The organism is Allomesorhizobium camelthorni (genome assembly GCF_011045125.1).
Lineage (GTDB): Bacteria > Pseudomonadota > Alphaproteobacteria > Rhizobiales > Rhizobiaceae > Allomesorhizobium > Allomesorhizobium camelthorni.
This window is the reverse complement of record NZ_JAAKZF010000096.1, coordinates 1-17,919: the sequence shown is the minus strand read 5'-3', so window position 1 is coordinate 17,919 and position 17,919 is coordinate 1. Positions and strand designations below refer to the sequence as shown.

Below are 17,919 nucleotides of genomic sequence, written 5' to 3'. Positions count from 1 at the left end.
CAAATGTGTTGATGTCGTGTCATTTTGGGGGCTAGCGCGGGGGGCGTCGGTTTGTCTGAGCACATCTGATGCGGCGTATTTTGACGGCCCATTCGGCCTTGATGCTTGCCTCCACGGCGCTTCGCCACATCCGGCGTGACCATGGCCGCCGCGACGACGTTGCAGATCGACGGCAGTCTTACGGGCGCCGGCGGCGGTGCTGCGACCGTCACCGGAGGGGCGGGCGCCCAGACGCTGATCATAAACGCCGACTTCACAGGCGACGCAAGCCTGGGCGACGGAAATGACACGCTCGACATTGCGGCTTCCGTAACCGGCGCCTTCGACCAGGGCGCGGGAAACGATACCGCCACCATACGCAGCGGCGCTACCCTCCAAGGCGGCCAACTCGCGCAGGGAGCGGGGGACGATACGCTCAATGTCTTCGGGACAATTCTGGGTGCGGTCGATCAGGGCGACGGCGGCGATTGCGTGACAGTGGAGTCAGGGGGCCAGATCGGCGATATCAGCCAGGGCGCGGGCGATGACTGCGTCACCGTCGATGGCGGCGCCATCAACGGAACCGTCGACCAGGGCGGGGATAACGATCGCTTCGAGATGCTCGCCGGCACGGTGACCGGAAATGTCCAGCAGGGCAGCGGCACCGACGATTTCCAGATGAGCGGCGGGGTGATCCAGTCGCTTAGCCAGGGCGACAATCTCGACACCTTCACGATGTCCGGGGGCCGCATCATCGACTTCTTCGAGGACGGCGACCACGCGGTGATGACCGGTGGCCGCATCGGCCGCGTCAACATGAAGCTTGACGACAATTTCTTCGACATGTCGGGCGGCACCATCGACCGCAATCTGGTTGCCGGCTTCGGCAACGACACGATCATCCTTTCCAACGGAACCATCGGCGGAAACATCAGCGTCAGCGGCGGCACCGACAGCGTGACTGTCACCGGCGGATCCGTCGGCGGCAGCGTACTGACGAGTTTCGGGACCGATACGTTCACCTGGGACGGCGGCGGCATCATCTATGGTTCGGTGGATCTGGGCGGAGACGACGACATCGCCACGCTCGCCAACCTCACCAACGCCAATATGGGTGAGACCGACGCGATAACCGGCGGGCTTGGCGTGGACGGCCTCACGCTCGAGAACGTTTCGATGGACGGGATAGCCCGCCTCCAGAACTGGGAGACGGTCGACGCGACGAACGACACGGAGCTCACATTCGACGGCGACCTCCTACTCGGCGACAGCGGCACGGGAACGGGCTCGCTCAACGTCGACGCCACGAGCACGCTTTTCGGCGGCGGCGCCAACAGCTCGATCGCCGCCTTCACGGCGGGACAACTCGCCAATGTCGTCAATGCGGGTCGCATCGACCTGACCAATGGCGGCGACAGCACGACCGATACTTTCACCATCGTCGGCGACTATACTGGCGACGGCGGCCTGCTGTTCCTCAATACCGTGCTTGGCGACGACACATCTGAATCCGACAAGCTCGTGATTCACAGTGGAACCGCCTCCGGAACGACCGGCATGGGCATCGTCAATGTCGGTGGCGCGGGCGATTCCACGGTGCAGGATGGCATCATGGTGGTCGAGGCGCTGAATGGCGCCACCACCGCAAGCGGCGCCTTCGCGCTCAACGGCCCGGTGGCCGCCGGCGCGTTCGAATATTTCCTGTTCAAGGGTGGTGTGACCTCGGGCACGACGGAAAACTGGTATCTGCGCTCGACGCTGGTCGCTCCGCCGCCTGGCCCGACTGTGCCACCGCCGGAACCCGCTCCGGCGCCGGACCCGCTTGAACCGGCGCCTCCTCCGACCGACCCGATTCCGCCGGAGCCGACGCCTCCCCCACCGCCGCCGGTTGGGCCCCCGCCGCCGCTGCCGCCTGAGCCCACGCCAAGCAATCCGGATCCGGTCGACCCGGCGCCTCCGGTGGAGCCTGGGGATCCGGCGCCAGTGCAGCCTCCTCCGCCACCGCCGGCGCCTCCGCTCGCTCCGCCGCCGCCACCTCCGGCGCCGCCCACGGAGCCTCCACCCTTGCCTGTGCCGACACCGGCGGAAACCGGCCCGGCTCCGTTGCCGCCGCCCGTTCAACCAGCGCCGCCGACCCCGGGCGCGACAGCTGTCATCGCGGCGGAAATCCCGCTCTACCGCATCGAAGTGCCGACCTATTCGGTGGTTGCGCCGGTCGCCCATCATCTGGCGCTGAGCAATCTGGGCACGTTCCACGAACGCCGGGGCGAGCAGGCTTTACTGCAAGGTAAGGATTTCCTGCCGGTGGTCTGGGGCCGCGTCTTCGGGCAGGATTTCGAGAGGAAATGGTCTGGAACCGTGGCTCCGTCTTTTGACGGCGACCTGTTCGGCTTCCAGGCCGGCGCCGACCTGTTCGGCTGGGAAAGCGCTTCAGGCCATCGCGACCGCGCCGGCCTGTTCGTCAGCCACAGCCGCATGGATGGCGACGTTCGCGGCCAGGCGCTCGGCTGGAACGACCTGTCGGTCGGCGAGATGGATCTCGACGGAACCAGCTTCGGCGCCTACTGGACGCATATCGGCCCGACCGGCTGGTATCTGGACGGCATAGCCATGGGAACCTGGTTCAACGGCAGCGCCACATCCAGCCGCGGCGTCGGCATCGACCTTGATGGAAGCGGCGTCGCCGTTTCCCTCGAGGGCGGCTACCCGATCGCCCTTACCGAGGGCTGGACGCTCGAGCCGCAGGCGCAGCTCATATGGCAGCATCTGTCCTTCGACGATCAGGAGGACAGGTTCTCGACAGTCTCGTTCGATCTGGACGATGCGGTGACCGGCCGGCTCGGCGTACGCCTGCAGGGCGAGATGATGTTCGGCGAGATGAAACTGCAGCCCTATCTCAAGGCCAATCTCTGGCATGAGTTCGGCGCAACCGACAGCATCTCCTTCGGTCCGAATGTCATTGCGACGGAACTCGAGGGCACCTTGCTGGAGGCCGGCGGAGGCATCGTGGCCAACGTCACCGAAAATGTCAGCATCTTCGCCACGGGCGACTTCACCACCGAACTCGACGGCGAAAGAACGCGCATTCTCGAAGGCAATATCGGCCTCAGCATCAAATGGTAGAAGCAGGGCGGGCGAGAGCGTTCAGTTGCCGGATCGCATGGCGACGGTGGCGATGCCAGCGCCGATAAGCAGCGATCCGCCGGTCCGGTTGAAAATGCCGATCGCCCTCGGATTGCGCACAAGGCTGCGAGCCCGCGCCGCCACCAGCGCGTAGCCGAAGGCGTTGACGAAGGCCAGGATCAGGAAGGTCGCCTCGAAGATCAGCATCTGGGTGAAGAAGTCCGCCTCGCGGTTCAGGAACTGCGGCAGGAACGCCACGAAGAAGGTGATGCTCTTGGGATTAAGGGCGGTGACCAGCCATGCATGGCCTAGCATCTTCACGGCCGAAACCGCCCCGGTGCGCGGATCGGCCCGCAAGGCGCCGCCGGCCCTGAACAGCTTGACGCCGAGATAGATGAGATAGGCCGCGCCGATCCATTTCAGGATGGTGAAGACCGTGGCCGATGCCGCCAGCAGCGCGCCGATGCCGAGCATCGACAGGGTCATGGCGGTGAAGTCGCCGAGCGCCACGCCGACCGCGACCGGCAGCGCGGTGCGCCAGCCCTGCCCGAGCGCGTAGGAGACGACCAGCAGTATGGTCGGACCCGGTATGATCAGGAGGACGGATGTTGCCGCGGCGAAGGCTGCCCAGGTTTCAATCGGCATGGAAGTCTCCTTTGCTCAAAGGAAAGGATAAATCCCTGCCATAGCGGCGATGTAAAGGGCGAAGTTTGCGCTTCGCGCGGCGCGGCTTCGGAGCATGGCATCAGAAAGCCCTCGCGAATATGTCGACGATCTCGGCGACGCTGAGATCGGCTCCAGGCGCGCATGCAGCCGCCGGGAGAGCGGCGCACACGAGCGCCAAGTCGGTCTTCAACGTCGCGCCCATGATCCCCTCACTGTCAGCCAGCCACGGTAAAAAAGGCTCTTGCCGACATTGTGTCGGGATGGAGGTCTTGCGGTGTCGCAGGCGGCCGCTTGGCTCAGCCTCGTCGACCTATCCCCGACCAACGTCTTGGAAAATAAGGCATTTACGGATTCACGGTTTCTCAACCATGATTGATGAAAATGCGGGATAGCTTGGATCGCGGTCCGCTGCGGGTGCCAAAGCGCGTTTGCTCAAATCGTGAAAGTTGCCCCGTGTCCGAGTCTCCCGCGTCGCCGAAATCCGCAGTTTTTCCCGCACAATCCGATCGCCTGTCGCGCCGCGAAGCGATGCTCGCGATCGGCTCCGCCGCCTTGCTGGGGACCGCCGGCTGTTCGCGCTCGCTCGATCTTGCGGCGCTCGAAGTGGACGAGTTCACGACCGGAACGATCCGCCCGCGCATCAGCGTCGACAGCCACGTGACGCGGCCGGAACTGATGTATGCCTCGTTCACGGACGAGGGATACGTTCTTCCGGAAATCCCGTTCCAGAAGGTCGATCCGAAATTTCGCCGGCAGATCGTCGTCGATCCGACCGGCGAGCAGCCCGGCACCATCGTGGTCCATTTGCAGGAGCGCCATCTCTATTGGGTTCAGCCGGGCGGCGACGCCATCCGCTACGGCGTCGGCATCGGCAAGGACGGTTTCGTCTGGTCGGGCCGGGCCAACATCCAGTACGGCAAGAAGTGGCCGACCTGGACACCGCCCCCGGAAATGATCGCGCGCCGGCCGGAACTGGAGAAATGGCGCGGCGGCCAGCCCGGCGGGCTGGACAACCCGCTCGGCGCACGCGCGCTTTACATCTTCAAGGACGGCCAGGACACGGGCTTCCGCGTCCACGGCTCACCCGAATGGCACACCATCGGGCAGGCCATATCGTCAGGCTGCGTGCGCATGATCAACCAGGACGTGATCGACCTCTATAACCGCGTTTCGGGAAAAACGCCGATCGTGGTGATGTAATCTCGAACTCTTCATCGGTTACCGCTGCCCCCTCCACCGCCTTCGGCGGTCCCCCTCCCCGTAAACGGGGGAGGATCAGCAGTGGCGCCGCCGGATCCTCCCCTGCGAAGCGGGGGAGGGGGACCACGCGAAGCGTGGTGGAGGGGGCATGTGATTGCTACCTGCTGGCAGGAGAAAAGCGCCGCCCATCACGCGTTCGCCGCAACCAGCGCCTTCTCCAGCTTGGCCATTCCCTCGGCAAGGACCGCGTCCGAGATGGTCAGCGGCATCAGGATGCGGATCGTGTTGGCGTTGACGCCGCAGGAAAGCAGCACCAGCCCTTCGGCGAGCGCGGCCTGCGTCACACGCTTCGTGGCGTCGGCGTCCGGGTCCGCGTCGCCGCGGTCCCTGACGATGTCGAACGCCACCATGGCTCCCGGCCCGCGGATGGCCGCCATCGGAACCGTGTCGTTGCGCTGCGCGATGCGGGACAGTTCGCCCTTTATCCGCTCGCCCAGCACATTGGCGCGGTCGATCAGGCGCTCTTCGGCGATGACGTCGAGAACGGCGAGCGCCGCCGCACATGCGACCGGGCTCCCTGCATAGGTGCCGCCGAGGCCGCCGGGCTCCGGACCGTCCATGATCGCGGCGCGGCCGATGACGCCCGACAGCGGAAAGCCGCCGGCGAGCGACTTGGCGATGGTGACCAGATCGGGCTCTATGCCACTGTTTTCTATGCAGAACATCTTGCCGGTGCGCGCAAACCCGGTTTGGATTTCGTCAGCGATCAGCAGGATTCCGTGCTCGTCGCAGACCTTGCGCAAAGCCTGCAACAGTTCGGTGGGAGCCGGGTGGAAACCGCCCTCGCCTTGCACCGGCTCGATGATTATGGCGGCCACATGGGCCGGCTCGATGTCGGCGCGGAACAGCAGGTCCAGCGCCCGCATCGTGTCCGCGACGATGACGCCGTCCTGGGGGATCGGGAACGGCAGGTGATAGACGCCGCCGGGCATAGGGCCGAACTTCTTCTTGTAGGGCGCGACCTTGCCGGTCAGCGCCATGGTCATCATGGTGCGGCCGTGGAAGCCTCCCCCGAAGGCGATGATGCCCGGGCGGCCGGTCGCGGCGCGTGCGATTTTGACAGCGTTTTCAACGGCTTCGGCACCGGTCGAGAACAGGATGGTCTTCGCCTCGCCGGAGAATGGCGCAAGCGCGTTCAGCCGCTCGCAGAGCGCGATATAGGGCTCATAGGGCACGATCTGGAACGCGGTGTGGGTGTAATTGTCGAGTTGTTCGCGCACCGCCGCGATCACTTTCGGATGGCGATGTCCGGTGTTCAGAACGGCGATGCCGCCGGCGAAATCGATGTAGCGGTTGCCGTCGACGTCCCATAGTTCCGAACCCTCGGCGCGGCTTGCGAACACCGGATAGGCAGTGCCGACGCCGCGTGGCACGGCAGCGACCCGGCGCGCCTGAAGCGATGAATTGTTTGTCATTTCAACCTCTTGAATGAAATCGTGTTCCGCTCGGCCGCAACGCGCCGCTCAGCCGGCTTGGAGGATAAACTTCGGCCCTGTCCATGTATATGACACGGAAAACTTTGAATGGGCACAGGCGGTTAGCGCTGCAGGCATGGCGAGACCGCGCAGAATTTGTTCACAAGGTTGCGCAAGGCCCGCGGAAGCGCCAATGATAGGCGAAACAAGCCGGGGAAAGACGCGACATGGCTGCAAAATTCGTGATCGCCCAGGGCGGCGGGCCGACCGCCGTGATCAACCAGACGGTGGTGGGCGCCACCCTCGAAATCCGCCGCCGCCATCCCGGCGCAAAAGTGCTGGGTTCGCGGCACGGCGTTCGCGGGATCAGGGATGGCGACTACGTCGACCTTTCCGAAATTCCGGAGGAGCAATTGAGGCTCATCGGCGCTACGCCGGGTGCTGCCCTCGGCTCGACCCGCGACAAGCCCGACGCCGCTTATTGCGATCTGGTGCTGGCCGGGCTGAAGAAGGAAGGCGCCGACGCCTTCATCTATATCGGCGGCAACGACACGTCCGGCACGCAGCAGATCCTGACCGACGCGTCGGGCGGATCGATCGCCTTCGTCCACGCGCCGAAGACCATCGACAACGACCTGATGGAGAACGACCACACGCCGGGTTTCATCTCGGCCGGCGAATTCGTGGCCGGCGCGTTCCTGAGCGTCGATCTGGATTTCCGCGCGCTGCCCGGCGTCTATGTCGGCATCGTCATGGGCCGGCATGCCGGCTTCCTGACCGCCTCGGCGGCGGCCTGGCGCACCGACGAGGATAGCGGCCCGCATCTGGTCTATGTGCCCGAGCGCGCCTTCTCGGTGCCGCGTTTCATCGACGACGTGCGCATGACCCTCGACCGCCACAAACGCTGCATAGTCGCGGTCTCCGAGGGCGTGACGACCGAGGACGGCCGCGCGCTGGTCGAAAGCCTGGTGCCGCCCGACCGGCTGGAGCGCGACGCGCACGGCAACATCAAATTGTCGGGCAGCGATCTGAACATGGCCTTCGAGCGGGCGCTCGCCGAAGGGTTGCCCGGCAAGCGGGCGCGGGTCGACGCGCTCGGATATCTGCCACGCGGCTATGTCGGCGCCATCAACAGCACGGATTCCAGCGAAGCGTTCGAGGCCGGCGTCTTCGCCGTCGAAGTGGCGGCGCGCGGCGGCGGCTCGGTTGCACTGAAACATGAGGGCGGCATGACGGTGATGCGCCAGGTTCCGCTCGACGCCGTCGCGGGAAAGACCCGCCACATGCCCGACGATTTCATGCAGCCCGACGCCAACCAGCTTTCGGACACGGGTATGGCCTATCTGAAGCGGCTCGTGCCGGCAAAATACCAGGTCGGCAAACCGTTCGTTTAAGGCCGCCATTTGATGAGCGACATTTCGGTCCATGAAATCGTCGGCCTGCGCAAATGGCTGTACCGCAACCTGCAGCCGGCCGCCTGGCACAAGACCGGGCTGTCGCCGCTCAACCGCTTCATCGTCGTGGTGATCTGCCTGGCCGTGGCGGTCGCCGTGTTCGAAAGCGAGCCGGCGATACATCAGGGCCACGAAAAATGGTTCTTCGCCGCCGAGATGGGGTTCGGCTGCGTCTTCCTGGCCGAGTATCTGGCGCGGGTCTGGACGTCTGCCGAAAACCCTGCCTATGGCGGCGGGCTGCGCGGCACTCTCCGCTATATTTTTTCGCTGCCTGCGATCATCGATCTGCTGGCCATGTCGACCCTGTTCCTGACCTTTTTCGGCAATGAGACATCGATCCTGCGGCTGTTCCGGCTGATCCGCATCCTCTCGCTGGCCAAGCTCGGGCGCTATTCCTCGGCGATCCGCGCGATGGCCGAGGCGGTGAAATCGCGCCGCTATGAACTGCTGATGAGCCTGGCGACCGCATGCATGCTGCTGTTGACCTCTTCGACGCTGCTTTACATCGTCGAAGGCGACGCCCAGCCGGCCGTGTTCGGCAGCATACCGCGGGCGATGTGGTGGTCGATCGCGACGCTGACCACCGTCGGCTATGGCGATGTCGTCCCGGCGACGGTGATCGGCAAGCTTCTGGCCGGCCTGACCGCGATCACCGGTATCGGCCTCATCGCCATGCCGACCGGCATCCTCGCCGCCGCCTTCAGCGACGCCATCCAGCGGCAGCGGGAGGCGAAGAAGCACAAGGAGCCTACGAGGCCGGGCTGATGTGTTGGGGAGAATGCCGCCCTCATCCGGCCTAGCCTTGCAAGCTCAGGCGCTGGCCCCAAACCCCGTGGTTCGACAGGCTCACCATGAGGGGGTTTGGGGCTCGCCGCGCTTACCCTGCAACGTTGGAAGCTTCGTGTTGGGGTTTGGAGCTTCGCGTTGGGAACGGCGGAGTTTATTCTAAACGTTGGTGGTTGGCGGGGGCGGCGTTCCAGTAGCCCTCATGCGGGGTTCGCTGCGTCTTTCCTGCGGTGTTGGTTGGGCTGTGCGGCGCTCCAGTAGCCCGCATGAGGACCGGCGGTTTATCCTGAGACGCTGGTGGTTGGGAGCAGGGCGTTCCAGTAGCCCTCATGGTGAGCCTGTCGAACCACGAGGGCGCTTGGCGCCAGTAAGGGAATGCGATCACCCGCCCCCACCCATCACTTGGCGCGCACCGCCAGCCAGGTCTCGAGCTGCTTGATCTCACGCTCCTGCGCTTCGATGATTTCTTCCGCGAGCTTGCGGATCTCGGCGTCCTTGCCGTGCTCCAGCACGATGCGGGCCATGTCGATCGCCGCCTGGTGATGCGGGATCATGCCGCGCGCGAAGTCGATGTCGGCATCGCCGCTATATTCCATTGAAGACATCGCGCCATGCATCTTCTCGTTGGCCGCCTTGTAGGCCGTCGTCGCATCCGTGGCGGGCGCGGCAGCATCCGTCGTCGCGTGCCCGCCATGGTCGGTCTGGGCGATCGCCGGGCCGGACAGCGCGAGGGCAAGAAACGCGGCGGCGAAGTGAGCTGAGACGATTCTGGTCATGAAGGTTCCTGGTGGTCGGGTTTTCGCGGCCGCTGCCGGGACGTGTTTCAGTGCGTGGTCGATTGGTTGGCGGGTTGGTCTTCCTCGGCGGACAGGCCGTCGAGGATCGGGCATTCGGGCCGCTCGTCGCCGTGGCAATGGTCGACGAGGTGCCTGAGCGTCTCGCGCAGGCCGACGAGTTCGGCGATCTTGCAGTCGATCTCGACGAGCTTGACCTCGGCGATGGCCTTGACGTCGGCGCTTTCGCGATGGCTGTCGCCGTAGAGCGAGAGAAGCTGCCGGCACTCCTCGACCGAGAAGCCGAGGCTGCGCGAACGCTGCAGGAATTTCAGCCGGTGGATATCGGCGGTCGAATAATGGCGATAGCCGTTGCCGGAGCGGCCGGGCTTCAGGAGGCCAATATCCTCGTAGTAGCGGATCGTCTTGGCCGGTAGGCCCGAACGCTCCGATGCGTCGCCTATGTTCATGATGTTCCTCGAGATTTCAGAGCTTGATGGTGCGGAGCCTGAGCGCGTTGCTGATGACGGAGACCGACGACAGGCTCATGGCGGCCGCCGCGATCATCGGTGAGAGCAGCGTGCCGAACACCGGATAAAGCACGCCGGCCGCGACCGGCACGCCGACCGCATTGTAGACGAAGGCCAGGAACAGGTTCTGCTTGATGTTGCGGATCGTGCCCTGCGACAGCGTCCGGGCCCGGACGATGCCGTTGAGATCGCCTTTCACCAGCGTGATGCCGGCGCTTTCGACGGCAACATCGGCGCCGGTGCCCATGGCGATGCCGACATCGGCGGCGGCCAGCGCCGGCGCATCGTTGACGCCGTCGCCGGCCATGGCGATCCGCGCGCCGGCGGCTCGCAGCTCGTCGATCAGCGTCTTCTTGCCTTCCGGAAGTATGTCGGCGCGGATGTCGTCAATGCCGAGCTTTGCGGCGACTGCGCGCGCCGTGCGCTCATTGTCGCCGGTCGCCATGATGATCTTCAGACCGCTGCGATGCAGTGCTTCGATCGCCTCGGCCGTGGTCTGCTTGACCGGGTCGGCGACCGCGACGATGCCTGCGAGCCGCCCGCCGACCGCGACGAACATCGCGGTCTTGCCGTCGGTGCGCAGCGCATCGGCGCGTCCAGTCAGCGCGGCGTCGTCGATGCCGGCCTCCTGCATCATCATCGCATTGCCGAGGCTCACCGCCTTGCCGGTCACTGTGCCCTTGACGCCCTTGCCGGTGACGGCGTCGAAGTCGGAGGCTTCGGCAAGCTTTACGCCGCGTGACTTCGCGCCCTCGACGATGGCTTCGGCGAGCGGATGCTCCGACGCCCTTTCCAGGCCGGCGGCGAGCGCCAGCACTTCGTTTTCGTCAAAACCTTCCGCGGCGACGACATCGGTCAGCACCGGCCGGCCTTCGGTCAGCGTTCCCGTCTTGTCGACGATCAGCGTGTCGACCTTGGCGAAGCGCTCGAGCGCTTCGGCGTCCTTGATCAGCACGCCGGCCTGCGCGCCCCTGCCCGTCGCGGTCATGATCGACATCGGCGTCGCCAGGCCGAGCGCGCAGGGGCAGGCGATGATGAGCACGGAAACCGCCGAGACCAGCGCGAAGACCATGCTCGGCTCGGGACCGAAGATCGCCCAGACTATGAAGGAAACGATCGCGACCAGGACCACCGCCGGCACGAAATAGAACGAGACCCTGTCGGCGAGGCCCTGGATCGGCGCCCGGCTGCGCTGCGCCTTGGCGACAAGCTCGACGATCTGCGAGAGCACGGTGTCGGCGCCGACCTTCTCGGCGTGCATGACCAGCGTGCCGTTCTTGTTGAGCGTGCCGCCGGTCAGGCGGTCGCCGGCGGTCTTCTCGACCGGCACCGCTTCGCCGGTGATCATGGATTCGTCGACCGACGAGCGGCCTTCGCTGACCACGCCGTCGACGGGCACGCTGTCGCCGGGGCGGATGCGCAAGAGATCGCCGGCATGGACCTCGTCCAGCGGCACATCGGTTTCCGATCCGTCCTTGCCGATCCGGCGCGCGGTTTTCGGCGCAAGGTCGAGCAGCGCGCGAATGGCCGAGCCGGTGCGCTCGCGCGCCTTGAGTTCCAGCACCTGGCCGAGGAAGACCAGCGCGACGATGACGCTCGCCGCCTCGAAATAGACCGGCACCACGCCGCCATGGCCACGGAAGGAATGCGGAAACGCGTCCGGGAACAGCGTCGCGACGACGCTGTAGCCATAGGCCGCGCCGACGCCGAGCGAGATCAGCGTCCACATGTTGGGGCTGCGGTTGACGATCGATTCGAAGCCGCGATGGAAGAACGGCAGCGCCGCCCACAGGACCACCGGCGTCGCCAGGGCGAGTTCGATCCAGACCGCCACCCGCTCGCCAAACAGGTCGCGGACCGGAAGCCCGAGCATCGGTCCCATGGTGAGGATGAGAAGCGGGATCGACAAAGCCGCGCTGACCCAGAAGCGCCTGGTGAAATCGACCAGTTCGGGATTGGGCCCTTCCTCGCCGGTCGGCACGCCCATCGGTTCCAGCGCCATGCCGCATATCGGACACGAGCCGGGCTTGTCGCGGACGATCTCCGGGTGCATCGGGCAGGTATATTGGGTTCCGGCCGGCATTGGCTCGGGCGCCGGACGGTCGCCGAGATAGGTTTGCGGCGAGGCCTCGAATTTCTTCTGGCATCCGGCCGAGCAGAAATAATAGCCCTTGCCTTCATGGCGCGCGAAATGCCTGGCCGTCGAACGATCGACCTTCATGCCGCATACAGGGTCGACCGCCTCCAGGTAGGTTTCCGGCGACTTGACGAATTTTTCCCGGCAGGAAGCGCTGCAGAAATGATAATCATGACCGCCGTAATAAGCGGACGGCTTGCCGGCTGCAGGATCGACGGTCATTCCGCAGACGGGATCGCGGGTCGGCACGTCCGGCGCTTCATGCGAATGGTGATGATGGGCGTGTCCGTGATCCATGCTGCTTCCTCAAGTCGTTCCAATGTAGTGGCCGCAAGCTAGGGCTTCCAGTCACTGGAAGGTCAATGGGCGGCGTCAACATTCCGCGAAAAAGGAGAAATAGCGCGAATGGCCGGCCGCTCCAGGCAGATGGCAGCAAGCTGTCGGTTGTGGTGGTCACTTCAAAAAGATTGATTTGTGCGGTGCACACCCGCTACCTAGATGTTACGGACTTCGCATGAAGGGAACCAATTACGAGGGGTAACCATGGTTCATACTGCACGTATCCGCCACGATTCTCTGGCCGCCCCCTCCAGTAGAAACGTCCTTGCAAAATGGCTCGCCGCCGCGTTGTTCGCGGCGATCGGCTCGCTCGCGGCCCCAACCGCACAGGCGCAGGAAGCGCCTCCCGCTCCCGTCGTCACCGTCGCCAAACCGGTGGTGCGGGATATCGTCGAGGACGATGAGTTCGTCGGCCGTTTCGAGGCCGTCGACCAGGTTTCGCTGCGTTCTCGCGTCGGCGGCTACCTGGAACAGGTCCACTTCCAGGACGGTATGCTGGTAAAGCAGGGCGACCTCCTGTTCACCATCGACCAGCGGCCGTTCAAGGCTGCGCTGAACCAGGCGCAGGCGCAGGTCGATTCGGCCAAGACCCTTGTCGAATTCAGCAAGATGCAGTTCGAGCGCGCCGAGACCCTGTCGCGCGAAGGCAACATACCGGTTTCGACGCTGGACGACCGCCGCCGTGAATATCTTGCCGCGCAGGCGCAACTGGACGGCGCCCAGGCCGCGCTTGAAAACGCCAGCCTCGATCTCGAATTCACCGAGATCAGGGCGCCGTTTTCCGGCCGGGCCGACCGCCGGCTCGTCTCGCCGGGCAATCTGGTGCAAGCCGACCAGACCGTGCTGACCACCATCGTCTCGATCGATCCGATCAACTTCTACTTCGACATCGACGAGCGGGCCTACTTCGCCTATGCGCGCGACGCCCGCGAGCGCGGCGGCGTCATGCAGGAGGGCGCCGGCGGCGTCGATGTGGTCGTCCGTGTCGCCGACCGCAGCGAAGCGGTATTCAAGGGCAAGCTGGACTTCGCCGAGAACCGCCTGGACGAGGCGACCGGCACGATGCGGGTCAGGGCGCGCTTCGACAACAAGGACGGCATATTGCAGCCCGGCATGTTCGGCCGCATCAATGTGCCAGGCTCGCTGCCGCATCCGGGCGTGCTTCTGCCCGACGAGGCGATCGGCGCGGACCAGAACCGCCGCATCGTCTTCGTCGTCGACGAGGCAGGCCTGATCTCGGCCAAGCCGGTGCGCACCGGTCCGCGCATCGACGGCTACCGCGTCATCCGCGAGGGCCTCACCGGCGAGGAGACGGTGGTGGTGAACGGGCTGGTGCGGGTGCGGCCGGGCGTCACCGTCAAGCCCGAGATGACCACCTTGCCGCCCAGGGCGGAAACCGAAGAGCAGACGCAATGAATTTCGCCCATTTCTTCGTCAACCGCCCGATCTTCGCGGCGGTGCTGTCGATCGTGCTCGTGATCGTCGGCGGCATCGCCTACACGCAGCTTCCGGTCGCGCAATATCCCGAAATCGCGCCACCGACCATCGTGGTGCGCGCCTCCTATCCGGGAGCCGACGCCGAGACGGTCGCCGCGACCGTGGCGACGCCGATCGAACAGGAGATCAACGGCGTCGAGCACATGCTCTACATGTCGTCCTACTCCTCCGGCGAAGGCTCGATGTCGCTCACCATCACCTTCCGCCCCGGCACAGATCTCGATGCGGCGCAGGTACTGGTCCAGAACCGCGTCTCGATCGCCGAAGCGCGCCTGCCGGAAGAGGTGCGCCGGCTCGGCATCACCACGGCGAAAAGCTCGCCCGACCTGATGATGGTCATCCATATGCTGTCGCCCGACGACACCTACGACCAGCTCTACGTCTCGAACTATGCGCGCTCGCGCGTGCGCGACGTCCTGCTGAGACTGGACGGCGTCGGCGACGTGCAGATCTTCGGCGAGCGCGAATATTCGCTGCGCGTCTGGCTCGACCCGGAAAAGCTGTCCGCCTACGGCATGACCGCAGGCGACGTGGTCCAGGCGCTGCGCGACCAGAACGTCCAGGTGTCGGGCGGCTCGATCGGCGCGCCGCCGATCGGCGACGGCTCGGCCTTCCAGTATACGGTCACCACGCAAGGGCGCTTCGAAGACGCGCGCGACTTCCGCTACGTCATCGTCAAATCGACCGAGGACGGCCGCCTGATCTCCCTGCAGGACGTGGCGCGCATAGAACTCGGCGCCAAGGACTACGTCACCAATTCTTATCTCAACAACAAGGCGGCGGTGGCGCTCGGCATCTTCCAGCGGCCGGGCACCAATGCCCTGGCCTCGGCGGAAGAAATCCAGAAGACGATCGCGGAGCTTTCGGAGGATTTCCCGGAGGGGCTGGCCTACGAGATCATCTACAATCCGACCGAATTCATCGCCGAATCGATCAACGAGGTCTATATCACCATCGCCGAGGCGATCCTGCTGGTGGTGATCGTCATCATCGTGTTCTTGCAGTCGTGGCGCATGGCGATCGTGCCGATCGTGGCGATACCGGTGTCGCTGATCGGCACGCTCGCCGTGCTGCTCGCCTTCGGCTTCTCGCTCAACATGCTCACTCTGTTCGGGCTGGTGCTGGCGGTCGGCATCGTCGTCGACGACGCCATCGTGGTGGTGGAGAATATCGAGCGCAACATCAGGCTGGGGCTTGCCCCGCGCGCCGCCGCGCACAAGACCATGGATGAGGTCGGAAACGCGGTCCTCGCGATCTCGCTGGTGCTGATCTCCGTCTTCGTTCCCGCAGCTTTCATCCCCGGGATCTCCGGCCAGTTCTACCTGCAATTCGCCATCACCATCGCGGTCTCCACCGCGATCTCGGCATTCAACTCGCTGACGCTCTCGCCGGCGCTGGCCGGCGTGCTGTTCAAGCCGCACAGCGAGGAACATTCGAACTTCTTCCTGGCACGGTTCGGCCGCGCCCTGGCGAACGGCTTCAACAACGGGTTCGACAGGATGGCGGACGGCTATGCGTGGCTGGTGCACAGGCTGGTCGGCACGACGCTGGCGCTCATCGCCATGCTGCTCGTCTTCGCGGGCCTGCTCTACGCGACCTATCACATGCTGCAGACGGTGCCGCGCGGCTTCATCCCGAACATGGACCAGGGCTATGCGATCGTCGTCGTGCAATTGCCGGAAGGCTCTTCGCTCGCGCGAACGGACGCGGTCATCCAGAAGGCGTCGGATATCATCCGCGATACGCCGGGTGTCGCCAACGCCGTCGCCTTTGCGGGATTCAACGGCGCGACATTCACCAACGCCAGCAATTCCGGCGTGATCTTCGCGCCATTCAAGAGCTTCGAGGAACGGCTCGAGAGCGGCGATACTTCCGACAAGATCATCGGCACGCTGTTCGGCAGCCTGCAAAGCATCCAGGAGGCCTTCATCATCGCGCTGCCGCCGCCGCCCGTGCGGGGCATCGGCAATTCCGGCGGCTTCAAGATGATGCTCCAGGAGCGCAACAGCGCCGACATGCGGCCGATTCTGGCGCTGGCCCAGGACATCGCCGGCAAGGCCAACCAGACGCCCGGCCTGATGGGCGTCTTCACCACCTTCTCGGCCTCCAGCCCGCAATTCTTCCTGGCGATCGACCGCGACAAGGCGCGCATGCTGAACGTGCCGATCCCCAACATCTTCGAGACGCTGTCGATCAATCTAGGCACCGCCTATGTCAACGACTTCAACGCCTTCGGCCGCGTCTACCAGGTGCGGGCGCAGGCCGACCAGGCTTTCCGCATCGATCGCGACGACATATTGAAGCTGAAAGTGCGCTCGGCCGCCGGCGACCTGGTGCCGCTCGGCACGCTGGTCGAGATCCGCGACGTCACCGGTCCCTCGCTCGTGCAGCGCTACAACATGTATGTCTCCGTGCCGCTGCAGGGCAATGCCGCGCCGGGCGTCGCCACGGGCACGGCGCTCGACCTGATGGAGGGGATCGCAGCCGAAACGCTGCCGCAGGGCACCTCCTTCGAATGGACTGAACTCGCCTTCCAGGAGCGCCAGACCGGCAACACGGCGGTCTTCATCTTCGGCCTGTCGACCCTGTTCGTCTTTCTGGCGCTCGCCGCGCTGTACGAAAGTTGGATCACGCCCTTCGCCATCGTGCTCATCGTCCCGCTCAGCGTGCTGGGCGCCATGCTGGGCGTCGCCTTCCGCGGGCTCGACAACAACATCCTCGTGCAGATCGGGCTGATCGTGCTCATCGGCCTGGCGGCCAAGAACGCGATCCTGATCGTCGAGTTCGCGCGCCAGGGCGAGGAACGCGGCCTTGACGCCGTCGAAGCGGCCGTCGAGGCCTGCCGGCTGCGGCTGCGGCCGATCCTGATGACGGCATTCGCCTTCATCCTGGGCGTGGTGCCGCTGGTGATCGCCAGCGGGCCGGGCGCCGAAATGCGCCAGTCGCTGGGCACCGCGGTCTTCTCCGGCATGCTTGGCGTGACGCTGTTCGGCCTGTTCCTGACGCCCGTCTTCTACGTCGCCCTGCGCAGGACATTCCGGCGCAGGCGGCCGGAAGGTGCCGGAGCCGAACTGGCCCCGGAAAGACCCGCCGAATAGGCGCTTTGTTTCTGCCATTCGCCGGCAAATGCCGGCGAATGGCTACAAAGAATCGGCTAGGTCCTGCGCGGCCACCCGCGCAGGTTTCGCTTTGTGAACTATCTCGGCCGCTAGAATGGCGATCCGCCAGCCCAGCACTCGTCAGCTTGGTGCGATGGCACAAGTCGGCATGAGCCGCTGAGCCCATTGCCGACGATCCCGGTGCTCCGATCGCCTTCGATTGATTTCCCAACATCCCGCATTGCGTGTATGCTTTGGCCGGGTTCCGTGCATCCGCTATGCGCTTGAGGGCAGGAGGCGCTTTCAACAAGCGAGGAAACGAGCATGGTTTTCAGACGAAACAAGCCTGGCGTCATCGGCCGTGCAGCCACCACCGTCGCACGCACGGCGCTGATCACCGCGACGGCGACAAAGGTCGCGGGCAAGACGGCCCCCAGGGCCGGAGCGGCTCCGGCGGCCGATCCCACTCCGCCCGCAACGCCGGTCGAGGCCACGCCGACGGCCGCCGGCCTGACCGACGAGGCCATCGCCAAGATCCAGAAGCTCGCCGAGATGAACAAGGCCGGCATCCTGACCGACGAGGAATTCGCGACGCAGAAGGCCCGCTTGCTGGGCTGATTCCCGGCGATGCCCAGCGGTATTTGAAGAGTGCGAATGAAGACCGAAAGCGGGATGATGTTAGGTTGGATTGTAGCCGGCATTCCTAAGTAGTTTGAGCGTTACTCGGGGTGAAGGCATTGAGGAGTTGACCAATTGCCGCGCAGACGGTGCGCGCGGCGGTCTTGCGCGAGAAGGCCGGGGACGAAGAGGACTTGATGAAGATGGGTCCGGTATCACGGGGGTCAGCAATGGTGCACTCCTC

At 65.0% G+C, this 17,919-nt stretch carries 13 protein-coding genes; 7 read left to right on the top strand and 6 right to left on the bottom strand.

Going from position 1 to position 17,919, the window contains the following annotated elements:
* The first annotated feature begins 141 nt into the window (after window positions 1-141).
* Window positions 142-3,102: an autotransporter family protein gene (locus G6N73_RS30825; RefSeq protein ID WP_165033744.1), complete on the top strand. Its 2,961-nt coding sequence runs from the start codon at window positions 142-144 to the stop codon at window positions 3,100-3,102.
* A 21-nt stretch (window positions 3,103-3,123) separates the two neighbouring features.
* Here the strand turns inward: G6N73_RS30825 and G6N73_RS30820 are convergent, their stop codons facing one another.
* The gene (locus G6N73_RS30820) at window positions 3,124-3,747 is read right to left on the bottom strand and encodes a LysE family translocator (protein ID WP_165033743.1); all 624 of its coding nucleotides are present in this window, start codon (window positions 3,745-3,747) and stop codon (window positions 3,124-3,126) included.
* 100 nt (window positions 3,748-3,847) lie between these two features.
* The gene (locus tag G6N73_RS38115) at window positions 3,848-3,970 is read right to left on the bottom strand and encodes a hypothetical protein (protein WP_281352999.1); all 123 of its coding nucleotides are present in this window, start codon (window positions 3,968-3,970) and stop codon (window positions 3,848-3,850) included.
* Between the two features lie 251 nt (window positions 3,971-4,221).
* Between G6N73_RS38115 and G6N73_RS30815 the strand changes: the two genes are divergently transcribed.
* Window positions 4,222-4,968, top strand: a complete 747-nt coding sequence (locus G6N73_RS30815; protein WP_165033742.1) for a L,D-transpeptidase family protein — start codon at window positions 4,222-4,224, stop codon at window positions 4,966-4,968.
* 188 nt (window positions 4,969-5,156) lie between these two features.
* Here G6N73_RS30815 and gabT read toward each other — a convergent pair whose 3' ends face one another.
* Window positions 5,157-6,443, bottom strand: coding sequence for a 4-aminobutyrate--2-oxoglutarate transaminase (gene gabT, locus G6N73_RS30810; RefSeq protein WP_165033741.1), 1,287 nt, complete (start codon window positions 6,441-6,443; stop codon window positions 5,157-5,159).
* A gap of 227 nt (window positions 6,444-6,670) precedes the next feature.
* Between gabT and G6N73_RS30805 the strand changes: the two genes are divergently transcribed.
* Window positions 6,671-7,837, top strand: a complete 1,167-nt coding sequence (locus G6N73_RS30805; RefSeq protein ID WP_165033740.1) for a diphosphate--fructose-6-phosphate 1-phosphotransferase — start codon at window positions 6,671-6,673, stop codon at window positions 7,835-7,837.
* Window positions 7,838-7,849: 12 nt separating this feature from the next.
* The gene (locus G6N73_RS30800; RefSeq protein ID WP_246252713.1) at window positions 7,850-8,662 is read left to right on the top strand and encodes an ion transporter; all 813 of its coding nucleotides are present in this window, start codon (window positions 7,850-7,852) and stop codon (window positions 8,660-8,662) included.
* Between the two features lie 419 nt (window positions 8,663-9,081).
* On the opposite strand, the gene copM is transcribed toward G6N73_RS30800, so the two are convergent.
* The 3 genes from copM to G6N73_RS30785 are packed head-to-tail and all read right to left on the bottom strand — an operon-like array spanning window position 9,082 to window position 12,420.
* Window positions 9,082-9,459 (bottom strand): CopM family metallochaperone, encoded by a 378-nt coding sequence (gene copM / locus G6N73_RS30795; protein WP_165033738.1) that lies wholly within the window; start codon window positions 9,457-9,459, stop codon window positions 9,082-9,084.
* A 47-nt stretch (window positions 9,460-9,506) separates the two neighbouring features.
* Window positions 9,507-9,926 carry a Cu(I)-responsive transcriptional regulator gene (gene cueR / locus G6N73_RS30790; protein WP_165033737.1) on the bottom strand — a complete coding sequence of 140 codons (420 nt, stop codon included), beginning with the start codon at window positions 9,924-9,926 and terminating at the stop codon, window positions 9,507-9,509.
* A gap of 16 nt (window positions 9,927-9,942) precedes the next feature.
* Complete coding sequence (locus G6N73_RS30785) at window positions 9,943-12,420, bottom strand: heavy metal translocating P-type ATPase (RefSeq protein ID WP_165033736.1); 2,478 nt, start codon at window positions 12,418-12,420, stop codon at window positions 9,943-9,945.
* Between the two features lie 246 nt (window positions 12,421-12,666).
* Between G6N73_RS30785 and G6N73_RS30780 the strand changes: the two genes are divergently transcribed.
* From G6N73_RS30780 to G6N73_RS30770, 3 genes are all read left to right on the top strand, one after another.
* Window positions 12,667-13,878: an efflux RND transporter periplasmic adaptor subunit gene (locus G6N73_RS30780; protein WP_246252712.1), complete on the top strand. Its 1,212-nt coding sequence runs from the start codon at window positions 12,667-12,669 to the stop codon at window positions 13,876-13,878.
* Complete coding sequence (locus G6N73_RS30775; protein ID WP_165033735.1) at window positions 13,875-17,057, top strand: efflux RND transporter permease subunit; 3,183 nt, start codon at window positions 13,875-13,877, stop codon at window positions 17,055-17,057. The genes G6N73_RS30780 and G6N73_RS30775 overlap by 4 nt, the downstream gene beginning before the upstream one ends.
* A gap of 324 nt (window positions 17,058-17,381) precedes the next feature.
* Window positions 17,382-17,675 carry an SHOCT domain-containing protein gene (locus G6N73_RS30770; RefSeq protein WP_165033734.1) on the top strand — a complete coding sequence of 98 codons (294 nt, stop codon included), beginning with the start codon at window positions 17,382-17,384 and terminating at the stop codon, window positions 17,673-17,675.
* The last annotated feature ends 244 nt before the right edge of the window (window positions 17,676-17,919 follow it).